Here is a 17,051-nt window from a genome sequence, read left to right as displayed (position 1 = left end):
TCTTCGCCTTGGCTTGACCTCGTCGGGCAACCTGCGTCAAACGCGGCGCTCGACCATCATTTTCTTGATTTCGGCAATCGCCTTGGCCGGATTGAGGCCCTTTGGACAGACTTGCGCGCAATTCATGATCGTATGGCAGCGATAGAGCCGGAAGGGATCTTCCAGATTATCCAGACGCTCGCCCTTGGCCTCATCACGGCTGTCGATCAACCAGCGATAGGCTTGTAGCAGCACGGCGGGGCCGAGATAGCGATCACCATTCCACCAATAGCTCGGGCAAGAAGTCGAGCAGCAAGCGCACAGAATGCACTCATAAAGGCCGTCCAGCTTCTGCCGGTCGTCATGGCTCTGCTTCCATTCCTTAACCGGCGTCGGAGACACCGTTTTCAGCCAGGGCTCGATAGAGCGGTGCTGGGCATAGAAGTTGGTCAGGTCGGGAACCAGATCCTTGACCACAGGCATATGCGGCAGAGGATAGACCTTCACGGTCCCTTTCACCTCGTCGGTCCCCTTGGTGCAGGCCAGCGTGTTGGTGCCATCGATATTCATCGCGCAGGAGCCGCAAATGCCCTCACGACAGGACCGGCGGAACGTCAGTGTCGGATCGATCTTGTTCTTGATATAGAGAAGACCGTCGAGAACCATCGGACCGCAATCGTCCATATCGACATAATAGGTGTCGAGGCTTGGATTTTTGTCGTCATCGGGGCTCCAGCGATAGATCTGGTATTCCCGCAGGTTCTTGGCACCTGAAGGCTTTGGCCAGACCTTGCCCGGCTTGATCTGAGAATTCTTGGGAAGCGTCAGTTCAACCATGTCGATATCCTCACATCAGTAAACGCGGGCCTTGGGCTCGATCTTCTTGGGATCGATCCCATCCGCCAGAAGCTCGGTGTGTACAGGACGGTAATCCAGCTTCACATCGCCTGCCTCATTGACCCAGGCCAGTGTGTGCTTGCGCCAGTTGACGTCGTCGCGACCACCATAAGGACCGTCGACAAAATCCTCGCGGGCATGCGAACCACGGCTTTCCTTGCGTGCTTCTGCGCCATAAACCGTGGTAATGGCATTGGCCATCAGATTGTGCAGTTCCAGGGTTTCCACCAGATCGGAATTCCACACCAGCGACCGGTCCGTCACCTTGATGTCTGGCATTTCCTTCCAGATCTCCGAGATACGACGGCAGCCGCTTTCCAGCGCTTCCTGGGTACGGAACACGGCAGCGTCTTCCTGCATGGCGCGCTGCATCTTGTCGCGCAGCACGGCTGTTGGCGTCGAGCCGCTGGAATGGCGGATGGCGTCAAACCGCTCCATGATCTTATCGCAGGCAGCGACGTTCAGTGCAGGGATCGGCGAGACCCGATCGATCACTTCCGCCGCACGGATGGCCGCAGCACGGCCAAACACCACGAGGTCGATCAGGGAGTTGGAGCCAAGACGATTGGCGCCATGCACCGAAGCGCAACCGGCTTCACCGACAGCCATCAGGCCCGGTGCGATCCGCTCGGGATTTTCAGCATCGGCGTTCAGCACTTCGCCCCAGTAATTGGTCGGAATGCCACCCATATTGTAGTGAACGGTCGGCAGAACCGGGATCGGTTCGCGGGTCACATCGACGCCGGCAAAAATCTTGGCGCTCTCGGAAATGCCCGGCAGGCGCTCATGCAGAACGGCCGGATCGAGATGGTCGAGATGCAGGTAGATATGATCCTTGTTCTTGCCAACGCCGCGGCCCTCGCGGATTTCCAGGGTCATGCAGCGCGAAACCACGTCACGCGAGGCAAGATCCTTCGCCGATGGGGCATAGCGCTCCATGAAACGCTCACCCTCGGAATTGACCAGATAGCCGCCTTCGCCGCGCGCGCCTTCGGTGATCAGACAGCCAGCACCGTAAATACCGGTCGGGTGGAACTGAACGAATTCCATGTCCTGAAGCGGCAGACCGGCGCGGGCAATCATGCCGCCGCCATCGCCGGTGCAGGTATGAGCCGACGTTGCCGAGAAATAAGCGCGACCATAACCGCCGGTCGCCAGCACCACCATCTTGGCGGAGAAGCGATGGATCGTGCCGTCATCGAGGTTCCAGGCCACGACGCCGGTGCAACGGCCATCCTCGGCCATGATCAGGTCGAGGGCGAAATATTCGATGAAGAATTCGGCATTATGCTTCAGGGATTGACCGTAAAGCGTATGCAGAATGGCGTGGCCGGTCCGGTCGGCGGCAGCACAGGTGCGCTGTACCGGCGGACCTTCGCCGTAATTCTGCATATGGCCACCGAACGGACGCTGATAGATTTTGCCTTCCTCGTTACGCGAAAAGGGCACGCCGTAATGTTCAAGCTCATAGACCGCCTTTGGCGCTTCCATGGCCAGATATTGCATGGCGTCCACGTCGCCCAGCCAGTCCGAGCCTTTGACGGTATCGTAAAGATGCCACTGCCAGCAATCCGGCGTCATGTTGTTGAGCGAAGCAGCAATGCCGCCCTGGGCTGCAACCGTGTGGGAGCGGGTCGGGAAAACCTTGGTGATACAGGCGGTCTTGAACCCCTGCTCGGCCATGCCGAGCGTGGCGCGCAGGCCAGCGCCACCGGCGCCGACAACGACCACGTCATAAGCGTGATCGACATAGGTATAACTGCGGCCATTGATGGTTGGGCCGGCCTTGGAAGAAGAACTTGTCGCTGCCATGATGAATTATCCTACAAACGCGATCTTGAGGATGGCGAAAAGACAGAGCGCACCCGTGATGACCACGAAAAATGTGTTGAGCATCATCAGCCCCATCTTCATAACTTCGTTATGAATATAGTCGGCGATGATTTCCTGCATGCCGATCTTCATGTGGATCAGGCCGGAAAGCACGACCAGTCCCATGATAACAGCCACGAGAGGGTTCGACAAAGCGGACACGACATCGGCATAGGGTGCGCCGGCATGGGTCAGCATGAAAATGATGAAGAATAGCATGAGCGGCACGTTGGCGATGGCCGTCAGGCGCTGGCGCCAGAAGTGCTCCGTGCCGTCCTTTGCGGAGCCGAGACCGCGAACTTTACCGAGCGGTGTACGCATATCCATGATTAAAATCCCTCAGCGGATGATGAACGCGACGACCCAGACCAGAACGGTCAGGACGACGGATGCAACGGCTGTCGCCTTGGCGAGCTTGGTGTTGAAGTGTTTCTCCAGACCATAGCCCAGGTCCCATGCGAAATGGCGCATGCCACCCAGCATGTGGTGGATCAGCGCCCAGCTGAAGCCGAACAGAATGATCTTGCCGATGAACGTCCCCATGAACCAGGAGACCCAGTCGTAATAATCCGCTCCCGTCGAGGCGGCGATCAGCCACCAGGCAACCAGCGCGGTCCCAAAATACAAGGCTCCGCCGGTAATGCGATGCACGATGGACATCAACATTGTCGGAACAAGCTTGTAGATTTGCAGATGCGGCGACAAAGGCCGTTGTTTTGTCACGTTCGCCATCTCGTCCTCACGGCGTTCAAGTGCATTCCACCTTTGGAATGGAAGGGATATAGGGCGCTCCTTGATGGAGTGCAGTGCGTCAAATTGGACCTTTAATCCTCCGATTGATGCAGGACAAGGCGGATTTGAAACTGGCTTTCAATTTAATCGATTGGCAAGTCCCTGATCACGCGCCTCTCCAACCAAAGACGTACGGCGCGACAATAAACAGCAGTTATTAAGAAAATCGACCAGATAGCTGGAATGACTTGATTTTCCCACGGCTCGAATTAATCTCTTATTAACCACGTTTTGATGGGGACCGGAGAAAAAACCTTGCCTGCCACTGGTAAAATCACCCGTATCAAAGCACCCGTCCTGGCCTTGGCCTGCGGTTGTTTGCTGGCCCAAGCCGCTTATGCGGGCGGCGCAAATGATGGTTCCGCTTATCATGGCCAGCAGAGAAGGTCGCATGCCGGTTCAGCGGCGGGATCGATCACAGGGATCGGCACCCCCGGCGGCACCTATACTTTTGGTGTTTCTGCCTGGCGCTACGACAGGAGCGGCCAAAACACCACCCCTTTGGCACCAAAGGCCAAGATCATCGACGTCAAAGCGCAGCTGGAAGCCTCACCCTGCACCTATGAAGCAGGCGTTTGCATCATACGCCCCTGACCGATGCGGACCCATCAGCAAAATCTCCAGACGGTGGTTTTCTTCACCTCGCTGTCTTCAAGCATCCGCGTGACCGGAACCTGATAGGTCGCCAAGGCCTGCATCCGATCAGTCGGGCAATAGCTTCGACCGGGATCGCCGACCAGGATATCGGTACCCTGCCCGCATAGCGTTGAAAACCAGGGTACCAGGCGATCGGCAAAGCTCTTGTCGTAGAAAACGTCGCCAGCAAGCAGCAGGTCTGCATCCAACGTCTGACCGATCAGATCCTTGCCGCAAAAACCGAGTTCCACCCCGTTTTCCGCTGCATTCAGGGCTATTGCCGCATCCACGAACGGATCGATGTCCACGCACAGCACCGAAACCGCACCAGCCTTGGCGGCGGCAATGGCAACCAAACCGGAACCACTGGCGAAATCCACCACCCGCTTGCCCGCCACAAGCAGCGGATTGTCGAGGATATGACGCGCCAAGCCCTGGCCACCGGCCCAGGCAAAGGCCCAGAACGGCGGTGGCAGGCCAATTTCCGCCAGATCGTCCTCGGTTTTCAGCCAGAGATCATGCACTTCGCTGGCCAGATGCAGCCGGATTTCCGGCACATGCGGCGGAGCGATGAGATCGGTATTGTCGAGAATGAAGCGCCGGGGATCGATCTTCACAGCGGAAACGCTCAAACCGGCGGGTTTTCAAGCCCGCCCATCCGGCAGATCTCGAAATATTCCTCCTCGGTCACCGGCTGTACCGAAAGCCGCATCGAGGTCACCAGCGCCATCTGCGCCAGCTTCGGATTGGCCTTGACGTCCTTCAGGGTCACCGGTTTTGGCATATCCCGCACGGCGCGGATATCGACGCAGTCCCAACGGGCATCGCCTTCAGCGGTCGAATCAGGATGAGAGAGCGCGCAAACCTCGGTAATACCGACCACTTCCAACCCCTCATTGGAGTGGTAGAACAGCCCCTTGTCGCCGATCTGCATCGCCCGCATATTGTTGCGGGCCAGATAGTTGCGCACCCCGGTCCATTCGGTACCCGCCTCGCCCGCATCCTTCTGCATGGCCCAGGACCATTTGAAGGGCTCGGATTTATAAAGCCAGAAAGCCATGCGTCTCATGCCTCGGGATTGTTGAAGACCCAGTTATAGGGCTTGATGTCAACGCTTTCGAACAGGCCAGCCTTGGCATAAGGGTCCTGCGCCACGATTTCCTTGGCGGCGGCGAGATCGTCCGCCTTGATCAGCAACATCGAACCGCAGGGCTTGCCATCGCCATCCAGGAACGGCCCGCCGATTTTCAACACGCCCTCGGCATTCAAGCCGTTCAGCCACTCGACATGCGGCGGGCGGGTGGCCATTCGAAGATCAAGATGGTTGGGTTTATCGGCGCAAATCACGGCAAACAGCATGGCTCGTCTCCTCAAAAATTATTCCGTGGTAATGGGGCGGGTCATCAGCGCATCCACCGCCCGGTCGATATCCAGCACACCATCGATGATGGCCGCAATGGCGTGGGTAATCGGCATGGCGATGCCGTGGTGTTCGGCAAGGCGGGCCGCGACGGCAGCCGCAAAGGCACCCTCGACCAGACCACCGCTGCCAAGCTGGCTTTGCTCACCCTTGGCAAGCGCGATACCATAGCGCAGGTTGCGGGATTGATGGCTGGTGGCCGTCAACACCAGATCGCCAAGGCCCGACAGGCCGCGCACCGTATCCGCCTTGCCACCGATGGCGACGACCAGCCGTGACATTTCGGCAAGACCGCGCGAAATCAACGCCGCACGGGCTGATTCACCCAGTCCCCGGCCCTCGACGATGCCGCAGGCTATCGCCAGCACATTCTTCAACGCCCCGCCCAGCTGCACGCCAATCCGGTCGTCGGCGGCATAAAGCCGGAATGTCCGGGTGGACAGCGTGCGGGCAAGTTCCTCGGCCATGTCAAGATTGGCTGCCGCCAGCGCCATCGCCGTCGGCAGGCCACGGGCGATGTCCATGGCAAAGCCTGGTCCCGACAGAACCGCGACGGGATGATGCGGCAATTTTTCTTCCAAAAGCTCGGTCAGCAGTCGAGAACTTGCCCGGTCGATGCCCTTGGCGCAGGTCACCACAACGGCCTCGGCGGAAAGATAGGGACCATAGGTCGATGCGGCATCGGCCTGCGCCTGCGAGGGCATGGCAAACAACACGATATCGGCATCGGCCAGCACATCCGGCTCGAAGGCGAATTCCAGCCCGAAAGGCAAGGCGACACCCGGCAGAGCCGCATCATGCATGCCATCGATCCTGAGATCGGCCATCAAGGAGGGATCACGGCCCAACAAGGTCACCTTAGAGCGACCTTCCAACGCCATGACAGCCGCCAGCGCCGTGCCGAAGGCTCCGGCACCGATGACCGCAATGTGATGCTGTCCACTCATGCTTTTGCGCCTCGCTTGCCGGAGCCGAGCAAGGTTGCCGCATTGGCGTCCAGCGGCCAGCGGGCGCGTGGCGAGACCGACAGATCATCAGCCGGGAAGCCATGGGCCAGCCGCTCCAGTCCGGCCCAGGCGATCATCGCCGCATTGTCTGTGCAAAGATGATGCGGCGGGGCGATGAAGCGAAACCCATGCCGATCGCACAGCGCCTGCAAGGCACTACGCAAGGCCTGATTGGCGGCGACACCGCCAGCCACCACCAGAGCTGGCTTGGCCTCAAGACCCGGATATTCCGTATTGAACCGCTCCAGCCCCCGGCCGATCCGGTCGTCCATGGTGCGGGCGATGGCGCGCTGGAAAGAAGCGCAGATATCGGCGATATCGGCTTCGCTAACCGGCGCTGCCGCCTGCGCTGCCTGCCGCACCGAGGTCTTCAGTCCGGAAAAGGAAAAATCCAGCCGCGCCTCACCCACAAGCGGTCGTGGAAAATTGAAGCGTTTTTCGTTGCCATGAAGAGCAGCACGCTCCACCGCCGGACCGCCCGGATAGGGCAGGCCAAGCAGCTTGGCAGTCTTGTCAAACGCCTCACCCAGCGCATCGTCGATGGTGGTGCCCCAGCGCTGGTAATCGCCGACACCGCGCACCAGAACCAGCTGGGTATGACCGCCGGAAACCAGCAGCATCAGATAGGGAAAGGCGACATTGTCCGTCAGCCGCGCCGTCAGCGCATGGCCTTCCAGATGATTGATGGCGAAAAGCGGCTTTCCCGCCGCCCGGGCAATCGCCTTGCCGGTCATCAGCCCGACGATCAACCCGCCGATCAGGCCAGGTCCGGCGGTGGCGGCGACAGCATCGATATCGCTCAACCGCATATCGGCCTTGGCCAGGGCCTCTTCCACCAGCGTATCCAGCGCCTCGACATGGGCGCGGGCAGCGATTTCCGGCACGACGCCACCATAGACGCTGTGCTCGTCCAGCTGGCTCAACACCACATCGGACACGATTTCGCCGCGCCCATCGTCATGGCGCAGAACGATAGCGGCTGCGGTTTCATCGCAGCTGGTTTCGATGCCGAGAATCTTCAAAGGACCTGTCATGGAGGCTGAGTTGCGTCGATTTGATTGATTGCGAGGAAGAGCAAACATGGTTACGAGAACCTCCGGTAACAATGGATGACTTCGGATGCAAACGAAACCTTTCCGCATCGGCACACGCGGCAGCCCTTTAGCACTGGCCCAGGCCCATGAAACCCGCGAGCGTCTAGCCGAGGCCCACGGCCTTTCGCCTGATATGTTCGAGATCGTTGTCCTCTCGACCACCGGCGACCGCATTACCGACCGGTCTTTGGCGGAAATCGGCGGCAAAGGCCTGTTCACCCTGGAGCTGGAACAGCAATTGCTGTCCGGCGGGCTGGATTTTGCCGTGCATTCCTCCAAGGACATGCCAACCGCCCTTCCCGATGGATTGGAGATTTCCGCCTATCTGCCACGCGAAGATATGCGTGATGCCTTTATTGGCCGCACGGCACCGAAGCTGCTGGAGCTTGCCGAGGGCGCGGTGATCGGCTCGGCCTCGCTGCGGCGTCAGGCACTGATTCGCAGGCTTCGGCCCGACCTCAAGGTCATTACCTATCGCGGCGCCGTAGAAACCCGGCTTCGCAAGCTGGCCGCAGGCGAGGTGGATGCCACGCTGCTGGCCGTGGCCGGTCTGAAGCGGCTCGACAAAGAAACCGTGATTACCCAATATCTCGACCTCGAAAGCTTTCCGCCTGCACCGGCCCAAGGGGCGATCTGCATTGAGGCACGGGTCGATGACCGGCGCATCCAGGATCTTCTGGCTCCGATCAATCATCGCCCGACTTTTGACGCGGTTTCCTGTGAGCGTGCCTTTCTGGCCGCGCTCGACGGCTCCTGCCGCACGCCTATTGCCGGCTATGCGATATCGGATGGCGAAATGATCCGTCTGACCGGCACGATCCTGACGCCGGATGGTCAGGTCTCGCATTCAGTCGAGGCCGAGGGCCGCTGTGCCGATGGGCTTGCGCTCGGCTGGTCGGCGGGCGAAAAGGTAAGAGACAAGGCCGGACCCGGCTTTTTCGAGGGATGGACCTGACACCATGCGCGTTCTGCTGACCCGGACCGAGACCGCAAGCCGGAAAACGGCAGACCGTCTCCGCACCCTGGGTCACGAACCCGTGGTTCTGCCGCTGGCCCACGCCATACACCACGTCGATGATACACTGTCTGCCCTTTCCCAACCGCATGCAGCCCTGGCAGTCACCAGCAGCGAGGCGATCAAAAGCCTTGCACCTCATGGCGAGGCGCTTCGGCCCCATTTCAAAACCCCGCTGTTTGCCGTGGGCGAGGCGAGCGCCAGTACCGCACGAGCGCTTGGTTTTCGCAAGGTTCTGAGCGCCCGAGGCGATGGCGCCGCCTTGGCTGAACAGATTGCCGCCGCCCCGATGGACTGGGCAAATCCCCTGCTTTATCTGGCCGGGCAGCCCCGCAAGCAGAGCCTGGAACACGGGTTGCGCCAGTCCTCCATTCCCTTTCGCATTGTGGACGCCTACACTATGCAGGGACTGACTTATCATGAGGACGACATCTTTGCCCGGCTCGAGCAAAAGGCGGTGGACGCTGTGCTGCTGTATTCCGCCGAGACCGCCAGACGTTTTTTTGCCCTGCCTCTGTCCGGTAAAGCCGCCGCTCTTTTCGCATCCGCACACATTTTCTGCCTAAGCGCCGACATTGCCGAAAACGTGGCAAAACCGTTCAGGAACAGGGTATCCATTGCCCCTCAGCCTCGTGAGGACGATCTGCTTTCTCTCCTGTAAAACCACAAGGCATGCGGCAAATGCGGGCAAGCCCCTTTCCTTCCAGACGATCCCTGACTAATTTCATTCCACACCCATTGAAAACGAGGTTGCCATGGTTTCCGGAAAACCCCCACGCCGTTCCAAAACGACCGAAGAGCCGGTGACCATCGACCTGACGGCAACGCCTGTTCAAGCGCCTGAAATCGGCAAACCGCTGGTGGCGGGTGACAAACCGGAGGAACAGGCCGTCAGCTCGGATCACACGCAATCGCCCGATCACGAGCAATCGCTGGACAAGGTAGACCAACCCAAGGAAAATCCTGTCGATCCCGTGGCAGAGCCGGAAAGCGCGCCGATCTCGCAGGCCGAGGACCTGAGGCGGGAGGATATCAACGCCGACGGAGCAAAGGTCTGGCCGGGCAAACCTGAGGACGCCCATTTTGGCGGTGAGACCTCGGCCTTTTCGCCACCCCCGCCGGACGAGCCGGAACCACCGCTGATGGAAGCATCCGCTGAGGGCGAGGCATTCGCGCCACCCCCACGCGCCTCCTCTCCCACTATGTCAGGTTTCGTGGCCGCAGGCATTGTTGGCGGATTGATTGCGTTGGTCGGCGCGGGCGCCCTGGACTATGCTGGCGTGATCCCCTCGACCGGTTCAGCAAAGGACGAGAGTGCGGTCAGTAAACAGGTCGCAACCCTTGCCGCCGAGGTCGAGAGTCTCAAGGCAGGCAGCGCCAATGGTGCGGTCCCGGCAGATCTTTCCGGTCTCGAAAATCGGCTGGCACAGCTGGAAGCAGGCCAGCAGCAAACCGCCGTGGATCCCGCAGCCGTCAGCGACTTGCAGGCAAAGCTTGCCAGCGCCAACCAGGCAATCGACCAGCTGAAATCGGATCTTGCCGGGCGGGTGGAAAAGCTCACCGAAAACCAGACGGAAGTCTCCGACAAGGTGAGCGCCATCGAAACCAAGATCAACAAGCCCCGTGACGACATCGAAGTCGCCCGCGCCATTGCCGCCTCGGCTTTGAAGACCGCCGCAGACCGGGGCGGGCCGTTCCTGGCCGAGTTGCGCACGCTTGGCAGCATCGCACCGGAAGACACCGCCATTGCCGCTCTGGAGCCCTATGCGACCACGGGCGTCACCTCCCGTATCGAGCTGCAACGGCAATTCGGGCCGGTTGCTGACAAAATCCTCTCGACCATCAATGCGCCTGCGGAAAGCGCCAATATCGGCGAACGTCTCTGGGCCAGCGCCATGTCTGTCGTCAAGGTCCGGCCAGTTGGCAATGTCGAAGGTGACAGCGCCTCGGCCATCGTCGCCCGTATTGAAGACAAGATCCGTAATGGCGACCTGAAGGGTGCGGCAGCCGAATGGGACAGCCTGCCGGAGGCAGGACGCAACGTCTCTGCCGAGTTCAAGAAGGCGCTTGACGCCCGTATTACCGTTGAAAACCAGGTTTCCGACGCGCTGGCCCGTGCCGTCGCCGGACGGCAAGGATAAGCATCATGATCCGTATCATCGTCTATATCCTGATCGTCCTGGCGCTTGGCTTCGGTTTTTCCTGGCTTGCCGATCGTCCGGGTGAGTTGCAGATTGTCTGGCAGGGCCAGCTGATCGAAATGAGCCTGACGGCAGCGGCCACCATGATCGTTGCCATCGTTGCGGTGGTGATGATTGGCTGGTGGCTGGTGCGTACGCTCTGGACCTCACCGCATTCGATGCGCCGCTATTTCCGCGCCCGCAAGCGTGACAGAGGCTATCAGGCAATCTCGACCGGCCTGATCGCCGCAGGCGCTGGCAATGCCGCACTGGCCCGGCGGATGAGCGCCCGCGCCCGTGGCCTGGTGCGGGCCGATCAGGAACCGCTGATCATGGTGCTGGAGGCCCAAGCCGCCCTGATCGAGGGCAAGCATGACGATGCACGGCGGATCTACGAGCAGATGGTCGCGGATCCCGAAACTCGTGAGCTTGGCCTGCGCGGTCTCTATGTGGAGGCAACGCGGCTCGGTGCCCACGAGGCTGCGCGGCAATATGCCGAAAAGGCTGCCGAGGATGCGCCTTATCTGCCCTGGGCCGCCAAGGCTGCTTTGGAATATCGCTGCCAGACCAGCGCCTGGAACGAGGCCATTCATCTTCTCGACCAGCAGCGCGTCGCAGGCGTGCTTGCCCGGGCGGAAGCCGACCGGCTGAAAGCCGTGCTGCTGACCGCAAAAGCCATGGACCAGCTGGACGGCGATCCGGCAGCGGCCCGCGACAATGCCATGAATGCGCTGAAACTCGCCAAGGATCTCGTGCCTGCCTCCGTAACCGCCGCCCGCGCCCTGCTGCGGGAGGATAATCTGCGCAAGGCGGGCTCGGTGCTGGAAACCGCCTGGAAGCTTGCTCCCCATCCAGACATCGCAAGCCTGTATGTGCGGGCACGGGGTGGTGACGGCGCGGTTGACCGCTTGAAGCGGGCCGAGCGGCTGGAACAGGTCAAGCCCAACAATGTCTATTCGCTGCTGGTGGTTGCGGAAATGGCACTTGAGGCGCGGGACTTCAGCAAGGCACGCGCCAAGGCTGAAGCGGCAGCCCGTATGCAGGCCAGTGAACGGGTTTTCCTGCTGCTGGCCGATATCGAGGATGCCGAAACCGGCGACCAGGCCCGCATCCGCTACTGGATGGCGCAAGCGCTGAAGGCACCGCGCGATCCCTCCTGGGTGGCCGATGGCCAGGTCTCGGAAAAATGGCTGCCCTATTCGCCCGTCAGCGGCAGGCTGGATGCCTTCGAATGGAAGATCCCCTATGCCCAGCTCTCCGGGCCGGTCGAAGACGGCACAGTGATCAGCGGTGCCGCCGCCTTGGCCGAATTGCCGCCGCTTGGACAGGGCGAGAAACACGCATCCTCCATTCCGGCACGCAAGATCGACACGCTGCCGGAACAACCTGAGGCCTTCGCTCCCTCATCCAGCCAACCGACCGCATCGCCAAAGCCTACGCCGAAAAGCCACGAGCCGGAGCCATTCTTCGGCGGCCCACCGGATGATCCGGGCGTGCGCGATGCCAGCCGTAGTTCGGACGAGAAAACCCGGCTCAACCTGTTTTAAGGACCATTCATGCTGGAGCGCCTCAATACTTTTTTCCAAAGCTTTATCGCTGGCGAACAGGACAATGAATTCGACGGCAACGACACAAGGGTGCTGATCGTTGCCCTGTGTTTCCAGGTGATGGAAGCCGACGGAACCATTAGCGCCGCCGAACGGAAGAGCCTGAAAAAGAGCATCAAGGACCATTACGATCTGGACCGCAGCAAGATCGACGCCTTGCTGGAGGCTGGCCAGCAGGCGGAAAGTGAAGCGGTGGACTATTACCGCTTCACCTCGGAATTGAAGCGCCGTCTCAATGAAAACCAGCGGCTGGAACTGGTCAGCGTGCTCTGGGACATCGTGTATGCCGATGGCATGCGCAACGAGATGGAAGATCATATCCTTTGGCGGGTCGCCGACCTGCTTGGCGTCTCGGACCGGGATCGAATTCTCGCCCGGCAAAAGGCGGCGGAGCGGGCCGGGCAAAATACGGATGGCCAGGCCGGAGATGAAGCAGTCGCCGGAGATGCCGATGCTTGATGATCCGGCACGAATACGGCCATCACACCGCCCGGTCTTGGTCGTCCTGCATCAGGAGCGATCCAGCGCCGGTCGTGTCGGCCAATTGCTGGTGGAAAAAGGCTTCCCCCTCGACATCCGCCGCCCGGTGCTCGGTGATCCGCTACCCGACACGCTGAGCGGTCACAGCGGCGCGGTGGTGTTCGGCGGGCCGATGAGTGCCAATGATCCTGATCGTTTCGTGCATGACGAGATCGACTGGCTATCCGTGCCGCTGAAGGAGAACCGGCCCTATCTCGGCATTTGTCTTGGTGCGCAAATGCTGGCCCGGCATCTGGGCGCCAAGGTCAGGGGTCATGACCGGGAACTGGTCGAGATCGGCTGGTATCCGATCCAGCCGACCACCCATGGCCGCTTGCTGATGAAATGGCCGAAAATGGTCTATCATTTTCACCGCGAAGGTTTCGACCTGCCGCATGGCGCAACGTTGCTGGCCACCGGCGACATCTATCCCAACCAGGCAATCCGCTACGGCGAAAAAGCCTTCGGCATCCAATTTCATGCAGAACTAACGCGCGCGATGATGCAGCGCTGGGTGGTGCATGGCGCCTCACGCTTTTCCATGCCCAATGCCCAGGCTGGCCGCGACCATCTGGAAGGACGCATGCTGTTTGATGCCCCGCTCAAAGCCTGGCTGTCGGATTTTCTTGATCTGGTCTTTGCCGAGGAAGCTCAGTCCGCCAATCAGCGTCAAAAGACTGATAAAGAACCAGCCTGATCGTAATCAGGTTTTGTCCGGGGCTTCCAGCGTGTCGATGGTGCGCAGCTTCGGGAAGGTCAGCGCCCAGATGATCGAGACGGCAAGCGTTCCAACGCCGCCGACAACCACCGCTCCGACCGGCCCAATCAGATGCGCCATGGTCCCGGCCCGGAACTCTCCCAGCTCGTTGGAGGCGCCGATGAACACCGAATTGACGGCATTGACCCGGCCACGCACCTGATCCGGCGTCCAGAGCGCCAGCAGCGTTTCGCGCACATAAACCGAGATCATGTCGCCTGCGCCAAGCACGGCAAGGGCGATGGCTGAAATCCACCAGACTTTGGAAACACCGAAAACAATCGTTGCAATGCCGAAAATCGCCACTCCGACGAACATCAGCAGCCCAGCCTTGTGGCGAATAGGAAAGGTCGCGAGGAAAGTTGCCATCAAGATTCCACCGATACCGGGAGCAGAGCGCAAAATTCCAAGCCCGAGAGGTCCCATGGTCAGGATGTCAGATGCATAGATCGGCATCAGGGCGAGAGCACCGCCCAACAGGACTGCGAAAAGATCCAGTGAAATTGCCCCCAAAACCACTTTCTCATGGCGGATGAACTTAAATCCAGCCAGCAGATACGTCAGGGTCTTTGGCTCATTGGACGTTTTTTTCGCAGACTTTGGCACCAATATAATAAACACCAGACCTGCTGCCATGAACGCAAGTGACACGCCATAAGCAACATTCGCCCCAAACCCATAAAGCAAACCGCCTGCGACCGGCCCCAGGATGGACGCTATCTGCCAAGAAGATGCATTCCAGGCAAAGGAATTGGCGAGGTCCTTTTCAGGCACCATATTGGCCGCCAGGGATTGCACTGCGGGGCCCATAAAAGCCCGCTCAATGCCGAAAATCGTCATAATGATCAAAACGGGAAGGGGCGCAAAAGCGCTGTTGATCGTCATAACCAACAACAGGGCGACACAGGCCGCGCTCACACCCAAACAAATTGCGACGATCATCCGTCGATTGAAATGGTCCGCGACCGTCCCCGTCACAAGCACCAGCAACAGCGCTGGAAGAAACTGCACCAGCCCGATCAGCCCGAGATAGAGCGCATTGCCGGTGACCTCATACATCTGCCAACCCACCGCCACGCTGACAATCTGCATGGCAAAGGCGGCCAGGAAGCGTGCGAAGAAGAATTTCGTATAGGCGGAATGGCGAAAGGCGGCGAAACGATCTTCGGACTGGGAAATGGACATCAGCTATTTTCCTGGCCGGATGGGTCCGGCATTGTCGGCATAACTTGCGTTAAACATGAATGGCGATAGCTGGCAAGGCGACACTTGCCCGTTTCGGCCTCAATGTCTACATGTCTGTCAACTGACAAATGGAGACAGACATGCTTGCCCTGTTGCAGACGATTGATCTCGCCCTCAATCTTTATACCTGGATCCTGATCGCCAGCGCGATCTTCTCGTGGCTCTATGCCTTTAACGTGATCAATTCCAGCAACCGCTTCGTCAACCAGATCGGCCTGTTTCTGTTCAACGTCACCGAACCGGCGCTACGTCCCATCCGCCGTATCATGCCCAATCTTGGCGGCATCGACATTTCGCCGATCATCCTGCTGCTGATCATCTTCTTCATCCGCTCACTGATGTGGAACACGATTGCCCCCATGCTGCTGTGAGCCATTGCTATCGGCGTTTCGATGATCACATTCGCCTTGCCGTCCGGCTGACGCCGAATGGCGGGCGTGACGGCATTGATGGCGTAGACGTCAATGCGAATGGCGAAGCCCACTTAAAAGTGCGGGTCAGCGACGTGCCGGAAAAGGGCCGTGCCAACAAGGCATTGATCGCCCTTCTGGCCAAGCGCCTCGGCGTGGCCAAATCCGCCGTCAGCCTGATATCAGGAGATACATCAAGACAAAAAATCCTCCGGATCGATGGCGACCCGGAGGATTTGATTGGAACGCTGGAAGCGATAATGGCCTCGTAGGCAAATTACGCTTCTTTCTTGGCGCGCTCGATCGATTCGACAATCAGCTTCTTGGCCACATTGACATCGCCCCAATCGCCGATCTTCACCCATTTGCCGGGCTCCAGATCCTTGTAATGCTCGAAGAAATGCTTGATTTGAGCCAGTGTGATTTCCGGCAGGTCGGTATAATTCTGCACCTTGTCATAACGACGGGTCAGCTTGGGAACCGGCACGGCCAGAATCTTTTCATCCATGCCGCCATCGTCTTCCATCATCATCACGCCGATCGGGCGGACATTGATGACGCAGCCGGGCACCAGCGGACGGGTATTGCAGATCAACACGTCCAGCGGGTCGCCGTCCAGGCACAGCGTATGCGGCACGAAACCGTAATTGCCCGGATAATGCATGGGCGTATAGAGAAAGCGGTCGACGATCAGCGTACCGGCTTCCTTGTCCATCTCATACTTGATAGGCTGGCCACCGACTGGCACCTCAACGATGACGTTGATATCTTCCGGCGGATTCTTGCCAATCGCAATCGCATCAATACGCATGTCTAACCCCATGGGATGGTTGAAATCCCCGGTGTCGTAAAGGGTTTCTTAAACCAAAGCAACCATTTGCGACAGGCGACCCCAATAAAGGACGCAATCAAGGTAAACACTGCGGGCCAATGCACCAGAGCCGATCAGGCCCAGACGAACCCAAGCTTTTTCAAGCTGACGGCATCGAAATCCTCCATGCCCTCCACGCTGTCCGTGCCGCCATTCGAGCGGAAGAAATTGACGGCGCCCGCACAGTCCTCCAGGCACCAGACCACCAGTCCCCGGCAACCAAGCGATTTGAGCAGGCGGCGACATTCGGTAAACAGCGTGAAACCCAGGCCAACGCCCTGGTATTCCGGCCGCATATAGATCTCGTAGATCTCGCCATCATAAGGAAGGCCCCTGGCCCGGTTGAGGCCGAGTGTCGCATATCCGGCAATCACCCCGCCGATATCGACCACCAGCACCGTCGCCAGTCCATTGGTGGCCTTGCGCCACCATGTCTCGCCACGGCGTTCCATCATCCGGATCAAAGCCTGATGCGGGATAAGACCGCTATAGGTGGACTGCCAGGCTTCCCGATGCGCCTCGGAAAGCGCTCTCCCATCATCCGGCGCAGCCGGACGTACATCAATCGATAACGTCTTCATAACGTCACTCTCATCCGACTGGGGTGATGACAATCAGTGCGGGATCATTCCCGCCAGCAAGTCCGCCCCCTCCCCGTACTTGCCTCATAGCCACAGCGGAGATTAACGCTTTCTTAAACAATCAGGCAAGAGTGGTCCTTGTAAAATTCCGAGGATCAGAATCGTCTTA

21 protein-coding genes are annotated in these 17,051 nt (G+C 59.4%); 9 read left to right on the top strand and 12 right to left on the bottom strand.

Features of this window, described 5'->3' with window-relative positions; all coding sequences use genetic code 11:
• Nucleotides 1–36: 36 nt before the first annotated feature.
• The 4 genes from H1Y61_RS02880 to sdhC are packed head-to-tail and all read right to left on the bottom strand — an operon-like array spanning nt 37 to nt 3,480.
• Nucleotides 37–816, bottom strand: a complete 780-nt coding sequence (locus H1Y61_RS02880; protein WP_015917401.1) for a succinate dehydrogenase iron-sulfur subunit — start codon at nt 814–816, stop codon at nt 37–39.
• A gap of 15 nt (nt 817–831) precedes the next feature.
• The gene (gene sdhA, locus H1Y61_RS02875) at nt 832–2,688 is read right to left on the bottom strand and encodes a succinate dehydrogenase flavoprotein subunit (RefSeq protein ID WP_015917402.1); all 1,857 of its coding nucleotides are present in this window, start codon (nt 2,686–2,688) and stop codon (nt 832–834) included.
• A 6-nt stretch (nt 2,689–2,694) separates the two neighbouring features.
• A complete protein-coding gene (gene sdhD, locus H1Y61_RS02870) occupies nt 2,695–3,075 on the bottom strand; it encodes a succinate dehydrogenase, hydrophobic membrane anchor protein (RefSeq protein ID WP_015917403.1) in 381 nt (126 codons plus the stop codon).
• 12 nt (nt 3,076–3,087) lie between these two features.
• On the bottom strand, nt 3,088–3,480 hold the full coding sequence (sdhC, locus tag H1Y61_RS02865) for a succinate dehydrogenase, cytochrome b556 subunit (protein ID WP_015917404.1): 393 nt from the start codon (nt 3,478–3,480) through the stop codon (nt 3,088–3,090).
• A 315-nt stretch (nt 3,481–3,795) separates the two neighbouring features.
• Between sdhC and H1Y61_RS02860 the strand changes: the two genes are divergently transcribed.
• Nucleotides 3,796–4,134, top strand: coding sequence for a hypothetical protein (locus H1Y61_RS02860; protein WP_180572327.1), 339 nt, complete (start codon nt 3,796–3,798; stop codon nt 4,132–4,134).
• Nucleotides 4,135–4,148: 14 nt separating this feature from the next.
• On the opposite strand, the gene H1Y61_RS02855 is transcribed toward H1Y61_RS02860, so the two are convergent.
• The 5 genes from H1Y61_RS02855 to tsaD are packed head-to-tail and all read right to left on the bottom strand — an operon-like array spanning nt 4,149 to nt 7,637.
• Nucleotides 4,149–4,793: a class I SAM-dependent methyltransferase gene (locus tag H1Y61_RS02855; RefSeq protein WP_180573658.1), complete on the bottom strand. Its 645-nt coding sequence runs from the start codon at nt 4,791–4,793 to the stop codon at nt 4,149–4,151.
• Between the two features lie 11 nt (nt 4,794–4,804).
• Nucleotides 4,805–5,236, bottom strand: a complete 432-nt coding sequence (locus H1Y61_RS02850; RefSeq protein ID WP_070164311.1) for an EVE domain-containing protein — start codon at nt 5,234–5,236, stop codon at nt 4,805–4,807.
• A gap of 5 nt (nt 5,237–5,241) precedes the next feature.
• A complete protein-coding gene (locus tag H1Y61_RS02845; RefSeq protein WP_174111989.1) occupies nt 5,242–5,535 on the bottom strand; it encodes a YciI-like protein in 294 nt (97 codons plus the stop codon).
• A gap of 18 nt (nt 5,536–5,553) precedes the next feature.
• A complete protein-coding gene (locus H1Y61_RS02840) occupies nt 5,554–6,543 on the bottom strand; it encodes an NAD(P)H-dependent glycerol-3-phosphate dehydrogenase (protein ID WP_174111990.1) in 990 nt (329 codons plus the stop codon).
• Entirely contained in the window at nt 6,540–7,637 is a 1,098-nt protein-coding gene (gene tsaD, locus H1Y61_RS02835; RefSeq protein WP_180573657.1) for a tRNA (adenosine(37)-N6)-threonylcarbamoyltransferase complex transferase subunit TsaD, read from the bottom strand. Before tsaD ends, H1Y61_RS02840 begins: the two co-directional genes overlap by 4 nt.
• 85 nt (nt 7,638–7,722) lie before the next feature.
• Here tsaD and hemC point away from each other — a divergent pair, with 85 nt between their 5' ends.
• The 6 genes from hemC to H1Y61_RS02805 all read left to right on the top strand — a co-directional run bounded on the left by hemC (nt 7,723) and on the right by H1Y61_RS02805 (nt 13,715).
• Nucleotides 7,723–8,652 carry a hydroxymethylbilane synthase gene (gene hemC / locus H1Y61_RS02830; protein WP_071202980.1) on the top strand — a complete coding sequence of 310 codons (930 nt, stop codon included), beginning with the start codon at nt 7,723–7,725 and terminating at the stop codon, nt 8,650–8,652.
• A 4-nt stretch (nt 8,653–8,656) separates the two neighbouring features.
• A complete protein-coding gene (locus H1Y61_RS02825) occupies nt 8,657–9,373 on the top strand; it encodes a uroporphyrinogen-III synthase (protein ID WP_180573656.1) in 717 nt (238 codons plus the stop codon).
• A gap of 94 nt (nt 9,374–9,467) precedes the next feature.
• Nucleotides 9,468–10,853 carry a COG4223 family protein gene (locus H1Y61_RS02820; protein ID WP_180573655.1) on the top strand — a complete coding sequence of 462 codons (1,386 nt, stop codon included), beginning with the start codon at nt 9,468–9,470 and terminating at the stop codon, nt 10,851–10,853.
• A 5-nt stretch (nt 10,854–10,858) separates the two neighbouring features.
• The gene (locus tag H1Y61_RS02815; protein ID WP_180573654.1) at nt 10,859–12,439 is read left to right on the top strand and encodes a heme biosynthesis protein HemY; all 1,581 of its coding nucleotides are present in this window, start codon (nt 10,859–10,861) and stop codon (nt 12,437–12,439) included.
• A gap of 9 nt (nt 12,440–12,448) precedes the next feature.
• Nucleotides 12,449–12,958, top strand: coding sequence for a tellurite resistance TerB family protein (locus tag H1Y61_RS02810; protein ID WP_180573653.1), 510 nt, complete (start codon nt 12,449–12,451; stop codon nt 12,956–12,958).
• Nucleotides 12,951–13,715: a glutamine amidotransferase gene (locus H1Y61_RS02805; protein WP_180573652.1), complete on the top strand. Its 765-nt coding sequence runs from the start codon at nt 12,951–12,953 to the stop codon at nt 13,713–13,715. Before H1Y61_RS02810 ends, H1Y61_RS02805 begins: the two co-directional genes overlap by 8 nt.
• Nucleotides 13,716–13,721: 6 nt before the next feature.
• On the opposite strand, the gene H1Y61_RS02800 is transcribed toward H1Y61_RS02805, so the two are convergent.
• On the bottom strand, nt 13,722–14,960 hold the full coding sequence (locus tag H1Y61_RS02800; RefSeq protein WP_071205362.1) for an MFS transporter: 1,239 nt from the start codon (nt 14,958–14,960) through the stop codon (nt 13,722–13,724).
• 140 nt (nt 14,961–15,100) lie between these two features.
• Here H1Y61_RS02800 and H1Y61_RS02795 point away from each other — a divergent pair, with 140 nt between their 5' ends.
• Nucleotides 15,101–15,391, top strand: coding sequence for a YggT family protein (locus tag H1Y61_RS02795; protein WP_015917418.1), 291 nt, complete (start codon nt 15,101–15,103; stop codon nt 15,389–15,391).
• Nucleotides 15,388–15,702, top strand: a complete 315-nt coding sequence (locus H1Y61_RS02790; protein WP_180573651.1) for a DUF167 domain-containing protein — start codon at nt 15,388–15,390, stop codon at nt 15,700–15,702. The genes H1Y61_RS02795 and H1Y61_RS02790 overlap by 4 nt, the downstream gene beginning before the upstream one ends.
• A gap of 5 nt (nt 15,703–15,707) precedes the next feature.
• On the opposite strand, the gene ppa is transcribed toward H1Y61_RS02790, so the two are convergent.
• Complete coding sequence (gene ppa / locus H1Y61_RS02785) at nt 15,708–16,241, bottom strand: inorganic diphosphatase (RefSeq protein WP_015917420.1); 534 nt, start codon at nt 16,239–16,241, stop codon at nt 15,708–15,710.
• Between the two features lie 134 nt (nt 16,242–16,375).
• Nucleotides 16,376–16,882, bottom strand: coding sequence for a GNAT family N-acetyltransferase (locus H1Y61_RS02780; RefSeq protein WP_180573650.1), 507 nt, complete (start codon nt 16,880–16,882; stop codon nt 16,376–16,378).
• Nucleotides 16,883–17,051: the final 169 nt, after the last annotated feature.

This window comes from Agrobacterium vitis (assembly GCF_013426735.1).
Taxonomy (GTDB): domain Bacteria; phylum Pseudomonadota; class Alphaproteobacteria; order Rhizobiales; family Rhizobiaceae; genus Allorhizobium; species Allorhizobium vitis_D.
This window is presented reverse-complemented; position numbering and strand designations above follow the sequence as displayed.

What these genes read in the sequence shown, in the direction of transcription:
- H1Y61_RS02880 (WP_015917401.1), bottom strand. Translation starts at nt 816, where the DNA reads ATGGTTGAACTGACGCTTCCCAAGAATTCTCAGATCAAGCCGGGCAAG.
- sdhA (WP_015917402.1), bottom strand. Translation starts at nt 2,688, where the DNA reads ATGGCAGCGACAAGTTCTTCTTCCAAGGCCGGCCCAACCATCAATGGC.
- sdhD (WP_015917403.1), bottom strand. Translation starts at nt 3,075, where the DNA reads ATGGATATGCGTACACCGCTCGGTAAAGTTCGCGGTCTCGGCTCCGCA.
- sdhC (WP_015917404.1), bottom strand. Translation starts at nt 3,480, where the DNA reads ATGGCGAACGTGACAAAACAACGGCCTTTGTCGCCGCATCTGCAAATC.
- H1Y61_RS02850 (WP_070164311.1), bottom strand. Translation starts at nt 5,236, where the DNA reads ATGGCTTTCTGGCTTTATAAATCCGAGCCCTTCAAATGGTCCTGGGCC.
- H1Y61_RS02845 (WP_174111989.1), bottom strand. Translation starts at nt 5,535, where the DNA reads ATGCTGTTTGCCGTGATTTGCGCCGATAAACCCAACCATCTTGATCTT.
- H1Y61_RS02840 (WP_174111990.1), bottom strand. Translation starts at nt 6,543, where the DNA reads ATGAGTGGACAGCATCACATTGCGGTCATCGGTGCCGGAGCCTTCGGC.
- tsaD (WP_180573657.1), bottom strand. Translation starts at nt 7,637, where the DNA reads ATGACAGGTCCTTTGAAGATTCTCGGCATCGAAACCAGCTGCGATGAA.
- hemC (WP_071202980.1), top strand. Translation starts at nt 7,723, where the DNA reads ATGCAAACGAAACCTTTCCGCATCGGCACACGCGGCAGCCCTTTAGCA.
- H1Y61_RS02825 (WP_180573656.1), top strand. Translation starts at nt 8,657, where the DNA reads ATGCGCGTTCTGCTGACCCGGACCGAGACCGCAAGCCGGAAAACGGCA.
- H1Y61_RS02820 (WP_180573655.1), top strand. Translation starts at nt 9,468, where the DNA reads ATGGTTTCCGGAAAACCCCCACGCCGTTCCAAAACGACCGAAGAGCCG.
- H1Y61_RS02815 (WP_180573654.1), top strand. Translation starts at nt 10,859, where the DNA reads ATGATCCGTATCATCGTCTATATCCTGATCGTCCTGGCGCTTGGCTTC.
- H1Y61_RS02810 (WP_180573653.1), top strand. Translation starts at nt 12,449, where the DNA reads ATGCTGGAGCGCCTCAATACTTTTTTCCAAAGCTTTATCGCTGGCGAA.
- H1Y61_RS02805 (WP_180573652.1), top strand. Translation starts at nt 12,951, where the DNA reads ATGCTTGATGATCCGGCACGAATACGGCCATCACACCGCCCGGTCTTG.
- H1Y61_RS02800 (WP_071205362.1), bottom strand. Translation starts at nt 14,960, where the DNA reads ATGTCCATTTCCCAGTCCGAAGATCGTTTCGCCGCCTTTCGCCATTCC.
- H1Y61_RS02795 (WP_015917418.1), top strand. Translation starts at nt 15,101, where the DNA reads ATGCTTGCCCTGTTGCAGACGATTGATCTCGCCCTCAATCTTTATACC.
- ppa (WP_015917420.1), bottom strand. Translation starts at nt 16,241, where the DNA reads ATGCGTATTGATGCGATTGCGATTGGCAAGAATCCGCCGGAAGATATC.
- H1Y61_RS02780 (WP_180573650.1), bottom strand. Translation starts at nt 16,882, where the DNA reads ATGAAGACGTTATCGATTGATGTACGTCCGGCTGCGCCGGATGATGGG.